Raw genomic sequence first — 8,236 nt, 5'->3', positions numbered from 1 at the left:
AGTACATCCAGTATTACAATCACTCGCGTATCAGACTGAAGCTAAACGGCCTGAGTCCTGTTGAATACAGAACTCAGGCCGCTCAGGCATAGATAGAAAATCGTCCAACTTTGTGGGGTCAGTTCACATCCGGGTGGACACCGAGGGCTGCCTGCGGATCGACTGGCAGGACGGCCACGTCAGTCACTTCGATCCCGGCTGGTTGCGAGCCCACGCCTATGACGACGATTCCCGTGCCGAGCGCCGTGCCAACCAACCCAAGCGCCAATTGTGGAACAACCAGTTGCAGCTGCCGGTGTTCGAGTACCAGGCCGTGATGGATGATCCGCAAGCCCTGTTGCAATGGTTGTTGGCGTTGCGCGATACCGGCCTGACCCAGGTGCGTGGCATGCCCACCGAACCCGGCTCCCTGACGTCGATCGCCAAGCGGATTTCGTTTATCCGCGAGAGCAATTTCGGCGTACTGTTCAACGTGCAATCTAGGGCCGATGCCGACAGTAATGCCTACACCGCCTTCAACCTGCCGTTGCACAGCGACCTGCCGACGCGGGAGTTGCAGCCGGGGCTGCAGTTCCTGCATTGCCTGGTCAACGACGCCGACGGCGGCGAGAGCATTTTTGTCGACGGCTTTGCCATCGCCGCTGCCTTGCGCCAGGAAGACCCCGAAGCCTTCCAGGCGCTGTGCGAGATCCCCGTGGAGTTTCGCAACAAGGACCGCCACAGCGACTACCGCTGCCTGGCACCGATCATCGCCCTGGACGCAATGGGCCAGGTGTCGGAAATCCGTATGGCGAACTTTCTGCGCGGCCCGTTCGATGCCCCGGCCGAGCAGATGCCCAGCCTCTATCGCGCTTATCGCCGCTTTATCGCCATGACCCGCGAAGCCAGGTTCCGCCTTGTCCAGCGCCTGGATCCCGGCCAGATGTGGTGCTTCGACAACCGTCGCACCCTGCATGCCCGCCACGCCTTCGACCCCACCAGCGGCGCTCGGCATTTCCAGGGTTGCTACGTCGATCGCGATGAATTGTTGTCGCGGATTCTGGTGTTGCAACGCTAAACCACGATGGCGCCGGTTCAGGCACCTCCCCACCACCTGGTTTCCAGGTAAAAAAAGCCCCGATCAAGCCGTGACAGGATCGGGGCAGAGGGTACTGTTGAGGAGCCGATGCGCGAGGGTGACCAAACCTTCGTGTAGCGAGCTGAGTCCAGTGTGCCCAGTCGCCGAGCGCTGGAGTTAGCCGAAAACGACCTGTTCATAGGTATTGCGGCCATCGCGACAAATCGCCCTTGCCCGCGCCCGATACCCCCACCAGAATCGAGGCAAGACACCGTTCCCTTAAAGAAGGATTGCGTCATGATGCACGCCGATTTGATAGACCAGGAAGACCTGCTGGGCCAACTCAAGTCGCTGGGTTTTGAAGTGCCCAGTGGCGCTACGGCCGATCAGGCCTGCGAGTGCGCGGTACGCGGCCTGGACGATGTGCGGGCCAACACCCTGCGGACCATGGTCAAGCAGATGTACACCAGCAGCGCGATGATCCTGCCCGTGGTACGCCAGGCCATCGACAAGCAACTGCTGCCGGCATTGGCGCAATACCAGCAAAGCCAAAGCCGCCGGGCCTGATGTCCAGAGCGGACGGCTTTCCTGTGGCGAGGGAGCTTGCTCCCGCCGGGTTGCGTAGCAGCCCCAAAAAGACAAACGCGTCAGGTCTGTAGAAACGCGTTTGCCCAATGTGCGACCGCTTCGCGGTCGAGCGGGAGCAAGCTCCCTCGCCACAAAAGCCCGCTCGAAGGTGACTACAGCCTTACGCTGGCAAAGGTCGATTCGTTGCGCGCCTGGCTCAAGGCCGACATTGGTCCGGACAACGGTGCCAGCACCATCGCCTGCGGGATCGGCATCATCGCCACCTGTTGGGTGGTGTTGGAGCCCACGCGCTCGTCACGCGGAGGAATGCCGAAGTATTCGCGGTAGCACTTGGAGAAGTGCGGCGTGGAAACAAAGCCACACACCGAGGCCACTTCGATGATGGACATCGGCGTTTGCTTGAGCAATTGCCGGGCGCGGATCAGGCGCAGCTTGAGGTAGTAACGCGATGGCGAGCAATGCAGGTATTTCTGGAACAGCCGCTCCAGCTGACGACGCGACACGGCGACGTACACCGCCAACTCATCGAGATCGATCGGCTCTTCAAGGTTGGCCTCCATCAGCGCGACGATTTCCTGCAACTTCGGCTGATTGGTCCCCAGCATGTGCTTGAGCGGTACACGCTGGTGATCCTGCTCGTTACGAATGCGCTCGTAGACAAACATTTCCGAGATCGCCGCCGACAGCTCACGGCCGTGATCGCGGCTGATCAGGTGCAGCATCATGTCCAGTGGTGCGGTGCCGCCGGAGCTGGTGAACCGGTTACGGTCGAGGGTGAACAGGCGAGTGCTCATGGCCACACGCGGGAAGGCTTCCTGCATCGCGGCCAGGCATTCCCAGTGCACACTGCAATCGAAGCCGTCCAGCAGCCCCGCGCAGGCCAGCGCCCAACTGCCGGTGCAGACCGCCCCGAGGCGGCGCGACTGGCGGGCCTGGCTTTGCAGCCACGACACGTGTTCACGGGTCACGGTACGTTGAATGCCGATGCCACCGCACACAATGATGGTGTCCAGGGCCGGGGCTTTGTGCATGGAGGCGTCGGGGGTGATCTGCAGCCCGTCACTGGCCCAGACCTGGCCGCCATCAACGGTGAGGGTCGTCCAGCGATACAGCTCGCGTCCGGACAATTGGTTGGCCATGCGCAGGGGTTCTACGGCGGAGGCCAGGGAAATCAGCGTGAAATTGTCCAGCAGCAAAAAGCCGATGGATTGAGGCGCACGGTTCTGGGGTTGAGCCCCGGAGTTGAACGACGTCATCGCGGTATCTCCTCACACAAAGCAGGTGATGGCCTCAGGCGGAGGCTCTTTTTATGGCCATCGTTCTCGTGCCGTGAGACGGGGCTTTGTCATGACAGAGCAATTGCCATGCCTAAAGTTGAATGAGCATTCAATAACTCCTGAAAACGACGTCGCAGTGTGTCTACATGTGTCAATCGAGACACAAATCGAGTCAGGGTTATCGAGCTGGCAAGTGCCCAGCCCGGCAGGCTGTGAGCAGATCGGTAGCACTTGTGGGAACAGGGCTGTGGCCCGTCGAGAAAGAGTGTCACCGCAGGCACGAGCGACGGACGGTCAGGCTCGGTTTGGATCCCTGACCTTGCGGGAATGGCTTGTCTGTTTGCGACGCGCCAAAAGGTGGCGCGTCGCTGTATGAGTGCGCACTTAGCGCGCAGTTCTGATCTCTCCGTGGCAGGGGTTCATCCGCCACTCAACACTCCACCGCACTGACCGCCAACCCGCCGCGCGAGGTCTCTTTATACTTGTCGTGCATGTCGGCCCCCGTATCACGCATGGTGCGGATCACCCGGTCCAGCGAAATGAAATGTTGGCCGTCACCGCGCAAGGCCATTTGCGCCGCATTGATCGCCTTCACCGCCGCAATCGCATTGCGCTCGATGCACGGCACCTGTACCAGCCCGCCGACCGGATCGCAGGTCAGGCCCAGGTTGTGCTCCAGGCCGATTTCCGCGGCGTTGCACAACTGCTCGGGCGTGGCGCCGAGAATCTCCGCCAACCCGGCCGCCGCCATCGCGCAGGCCGAACCGACCTCGCCCTGGCAGCCGACTTCGGCACCGGAAATCGACGCGTTCTTTTTACACAGAATGCCCACCGCCGCCGCCCCGAGGAAGTAGTCGACGACATTGGCGTCGGTCACCGCCTCGCTGAACTTCATGAAGTAATGCAGCACCGCCGGGATAATCCCCGCCGCGCCGTTGGTGGGTGCCGTGACCATGCGCCCGCCCGCCGCGTTTTCTTCGTTGACGGCCAACGCGAACAGGTTGACCCACTCCATCGCGCTCAAGGTCGAGCCGATCACGTTGGGCTTGTTCAATTCTTGCAGGCTGCGGTGCAGTTTTGCCGCGCGCCGACGCACATTCAGCCCGCCCGGCAGGATGCCTTCGTGCTTGAGACCTTGCTCGACGCAGTCCTGCATCGCACGCCAGAGCTTCATCAGACCACTGCGGATTTCCTCTTCAGAACGCCAGACCCGCTCGTTCGCCATCATCAGCTCGGCAACCCGCAGGTTGTGCGTGCGGCACAGCGCCAGCAACTCCGCCGCACTGGAGAAATCGTACGGCAGCACCGTGCTGTCCAGGTCCACCACGCCGCTTGAGGCCTGGGCCTCATCGACGACGAAACCGCCGCCAACGGAATAGTAGGTGTCACGGTGCAACTCGCCGCTGTCCCCTTCGGCCACCAGGGTCATGGCATTGGGGTGAAAGGGCAGGTTTTCATCGATCAGGCGCATGTCCCGCGCCCAAATGAATGGCACCGGCAAACGACCGTCCAGCAACAAGGTGTCGGTTTCGCGCAGGGTGTCGATGCGAATGCCGATTTGCGACGGGTCGATTGCGTCCGGCCACTCGCCCATCAACCCCATGATCACCGCGTTGTCGCTGCCGTGGCCGATACCGGTGGCCGACAAGGAGCCGAACAGCTGCACTTCGACGCGCCGAACCTGTTCCAGGCGCTGTTGTTCACGCAGTGATTCGACGAACAACGCCGCTGCGCGCATGGGCCCCACGGTGTGCGAACTGGAAGGACCGATGCCGATTTTGAACAGGTCGAAAACGCTGATAGCCATGACGTACGAGACTCCTCGGTGAGCAGATTCCAGGTGCCGAGGCACCCGGTGACGGAGCTGCTACGCTCAAGCAGCAATCCGTTGACAGGCCCGCATCATCAAGCTTTTGTCAGGTCACGCGACGTCTCACACCGACGCACTCATGTCCACTAACGCCGCAGGCCGCAGACGACACATTTCGGCCGTTTTTTTGCGGCTCAGAGGACTAAAAAGGTCCGATTAAAGCTGTAAACGACCTCACTGACACTGGATGCGACCCTCCCTGTACTGGATACGACGCACCCTGTAGGCGTCAGATTTTCACTGGTCCATGATCAGTTACGACTCGATTGCGAAGCGCCGTGGCAGAGCTGTCTTCAGCGCCCACCAACCGCAACACTTATAAGTGCGGCTGTCCTGTCGGAACACCGCCAAAAAAAACACCAAGGAGTCCACCCATGAAAGGTTCCCCGTCGTTGTTGTTGGCCGCCATGCTGAGTCTGCCGCTTCTGGCTCAAGCCACAGAACCGGCGCAATGCAGTACCGTAAACTTCTCAGATGTTGGCTGGACCGACATCACCGTGACGACAGCCACCACCAGCGTCATCCTCGACGCCTTGGGCTACAAGACTAAAACCACCATGATCTCCGTGCCGGTGACCTACAAGTCGCTGGCCGACGGCAAGAACATGGACGTGTTCCTCGGCAACTGGATGCCGACCATGGAAAACGACATCAAGCCATACCGTGATGCCGGCACCGTGGAAACCGTGCGCGCCAACCTGGAAAACGCCAAGTACACCCTGGCGGTCCCTGAAGCGCTGTACGAAAAAGGTCTGAAGGACTTCTCCGACATCGCCAAGTTCAAGAAAGAGCTCGACGGCAAGATCTACGGTATCGAGCCAGGCAACGACGGCAACCGCATGATCCAGAGCATGATCGACAAGAACGCCTTCGGCCTCAAGGACGCCGGTTTCAAGGTCGTCGAGTCCAGCGAGGCCGGCATGCTGTCCCAGGTTGAACGTGCCTCGCGCCGTAGCACCGATGTGGTATTCCTGGGCTGGGAACCGCACCCGATGAACACCCGTTTCAAGATGAAGTACCTGACCGGGGGCGATGAGTTCTTCGGCCCCAACTATGGCCAGGCCACCATCTACACCAACACTCGCAAAGGCTACAGCCAGGAGTGCAGCAACGTCGGGCAGTTGCTGAAAAACCTGTCGTTCACCCTGGACATGGAAAGCACCCTCATGGGCAACGTTCTGGACGACAAGATGAAAGCAGACGCGGCTGCCAAAGCGTGGCTGAAGAAGAACCCTCAGGTGCTCGATACCTGGCTCGCTGGCGTGACCACCATTGACGGTAAACCAGGCCTGGAGGCCGTGAAAGCCAAGCTCGCACAGTAATCGTTGATGCCGGGCGAGCGTGCTCGCCCGGGCTGTTTATTTCCTTGCATGCGGACGTTCACTACCATGCTGATTGATCAGAAAATCCCTTTAGGCCAGTACATCGCGGGCTTCGTTGAATGGTTGACGCAACACGGCGCCAACACCTTCGACGCAATCGCCGTGACACTGGAAACGATGATTCACGGCGTGACGTTTGCGCTGACCTGGTTCAACCCGCTGGCATTGATCGGGCTCATCGCACTGCTGGCACACTTCATTCAACGCAAATGGGGCCTGACCGGCTTCGTCGTCCTGTCCTTCCTGCTGATCCTCAACCTGGGTTACTGGCAGGAAACCATGGAAACCCTCGCCCAGGTGCTGTTCGCCACCCTGGTCTGCGTGCTCATTGGCGTGCCGTTGGGCATCGTCGCTGCGCACAAACCGATGTTCTACACGATGATGCGTCCCGTACTCGATCTGATGCAGACCGTACCGACGTTCGTGTACCTCATTCCTACCCTGACCCTGTTTGGTCTGGGTGTCGTCCCGGGCCTGATCTCCACGGTGGTGTTCGCGATTGCAGCGCCCATCCGCCTGACCTACCTGGGCATTCGCGATGTACCGCAGGAACTGATGGATGCCGGCAAGGCCTTTGGCTGCTCGCGCCGTCAGCTGCTCTCGCGCATTGAACTGCCCCACGCCATGCCTAGCATCGCGGCCGGTATCACCCAGTGCATCATGCTGTCATTGTCGATGGTGGTGATCGCGGCACTGGTGGGTGCTGATGGCCTGGGCAAACCCGTGGTCAACGCACTGAATACCGCTGATATCGCCCTGGGCTTCGAAGCAGGCCTGGCGATCGTACTGCTGGCGATCATGCTCGACCGTATCTGCAAACAACCCGACGCCAAAGTAGGGGGTGACGCATGAGCATAATCCGCTTCGAAAACGTAGACGTTATCTTCTCCAAGGATCCACGCGAGGCACTCAAGCTGCTGGATCAGGGCATGACACGCAACGAGATCCTGAAAAAGACCGGGCTGATCGTCGGCGTTGAAAAGGCCAGCCTGGATATCGAAAAAGGTGAAATCTGCGTGCTGATGGGCCTGTCCGGCTCCGGCAAATCCAGCCTGCTGCGCTGCATCAACGGCCTCAACACCGTCAGCCGTGGCAAGCTGTTCGTCGAGCATGAAGGCCGGCAGATCGATATCGCTTCCTGCACCCCGGCAGAGCTGAAAATGATGCGCACCAAGCGCATCGCCATGGTGTTCCAGAAATTCGCCCTGATGCCCTGGCTGACCGTGCGCGAGAACATCAGCTTTGGCCTCGAGATGCAGGGCCGCCCCGAGAAGGAACGGCGCAAGCTGGTGGATGAGAAGCTGGAACTGGTGGGCCTGACCCAATGGCGCAACAAGAAACCCGACGAACTCTCCGGCGGTATGCAGCAACGCGTGGGCCTGGCCCGGGCGCTGGCGATGGACGCCGATATCCTGCTGATGGACGAACCCTTCTCGGCCCTCGACCCGCTTATCCGCCAGGGTCTGCAGGACGAATTGCTGGAGCTGCAACGCAAGCTGAGCAAGACCATTGTGTTCGTGAGTCACGACCTGGATGAAGCCCTGAAACTCGGCAGCCGCATCGCGATCATGAAAGACGGCCGGATCATCCAGTACAGCAAGCCGGAAGAGATTGTCCTCAACCCGGCCGATGACTACGTACGGACCTTCGTCGCCCACACCAACCCGCTGAACGTCTTGTGCGGACGCAGCCTGATGCGCACCCTGGACAACTGCAAGCGCATCAACGGCTCCGTGTGCCTGGACCCGGGCGGTGACTCATGGCTGGACCTGGCCGAAGGCAACACCATCAAGGGCGCGCGCCAGAACGGCTCGGCCCTGGACCTGCAGAACTGGGCACCGGGGCAAGCCGTTGAAGGCCTGGGCCGTCGCCCAACCCTGGTGGACTCCAATATCGGCATGCGCGACGCGCTGCAGATTCGTTATCAGACCGGCAACAAGCTGGTGCTGCATGACAACAATCACGTGGTAGGGATTCTGGGCGACAGCGAGCTGTACCACGCACTGCTTGGCAAGAACCTGGGGTAAGGGCAGCAGACACAAAAACGCCGCGAGAAGATCGC

7 protein-coding genes and 1 pseudogene are annotated in these 8,236 nt (G+C 60.5%); 6 read left to right on the top strand and 2 right to left on the bottom strand.

The window, feature by feature from the left end:
- The 3 genes and pseudogenes from CKW07_RS24875 to CKW07_RS24860 all read left to right on the top strand — a co-directional run.
- A partial coding sequence (locus CKW07_RS24875; protein WP_141234481.1) for an IS3 family transposase occupies window positions 1-92 on the top strand: 92 nt, incomplete at its 5' end.
- A 41-nt stretch (window positions 93-133) separates the two neighbouring features.
- Window positions 134-1,057, top strand: a pseudogene (locus CKW07_RS24870) (TauD/TfdA family dioxygenase); the annotation flags it as partial.
- A gap of 297 nt (window positions 1,058-1,354) precedes the next feature.
- Window positions 1,355-1,624, top strand: coding sequence for a hypothetical protein (locus tag CKW07_RS24860; protein ID WP_095147487.1), 270 nt, complete (start codon window positions 1,355-1,357; stop codon window positions 1,622-1,624).
- Between the two features lie 173 nt (window positions 1,625-1,797).
- Here CKW07_RS24860 and CKW07_RS24855 read toward each other — a convergent pair whose 3' ends face one another.
- Together CKW07_RS24855 and CKW07_RS24850 are read right to left on the bottom strand one after the other, a co-directional pair.
- Entirely contained in the window at window positions 1,798-2,901 is a 1,104-nt protein-coding gene (locus CKW07_RS24855) for a GlxA family transcriptional regulator (protein ID WP_095081422.1), read from the bottom strand.
- Window positions 2,902-3,352: 451 nt separating this feature from the next.
- Window positions 3,353-4,729, bottom strand: coding sequence for an L-serine ammonia-lyase (locus CKW07_RS24850; RefSeq protein ID WP_095147486.1), 1,377 nt, complete (start codon window positions 4,727-4,729; stop codon window positions 3,353-3,355).
- A gap of 437 nt (window positions 4,730-5,166) precedes the next feature.
- On the opposite strand from CKW07_RS24850, the gene CKW07_RS24845 reads away from it, so the two are divergent.
- From CKW07_RS24845 to choV, 3 genes are all read left to right on the top strand, one after another.
- Window positions 5,167-6,114: a choline ABC transporter substrate-binding protein gene (locus CKW07_RS24845; protein ID WP_095147485.1), complete on the top strand. Its 948-nt coding sequence runs from the start codon at window positions 5,167-5,169 to the stop codon at window positions 6,112-6,114.
- 66 nt (window positions 6,115-6,180) lie between these two features.
- Entirely contained in the window at window positions 6,181-7,026 is an 846-nt protein-coding gene (choW, locus tag CKW07_RS24840; RefSeq protein ID WP_095147484.1) for a choline ABC transporter permease subunit, read from the top strand.
- On the top strand, window positions 7,023-8,201 hold the full coding sequence (choV, locus tag CKW07_RS24835; protein ID WP_095147483.1) for a choline ABC transporter ATP-binding protein: 1,179 nt from the start codon (window positions 7,023-7,025) through the stop codon (window positions 8,199-8,201). Before choW ends, choV begins: the two co-directional genes overlap by 4 nt.
- Window positions 8,202-8,236 lie beyond the last annotated feature (35 nt).

Origin of the sequence: Pseudomonas sp. Irchel s3b6, assembly GCF_900187415.1 — a bacterium.
Taxonomy (GTDB): domain Bacteria; phylum Pseudomonadota; class Gammaproteobacteria; order Pseudomonadales; family Pseudomonadaceae; genus Aquipseudomonas.
This window is presented reverse-complemented; position numbering and strand designations above follow the sequence as displayed.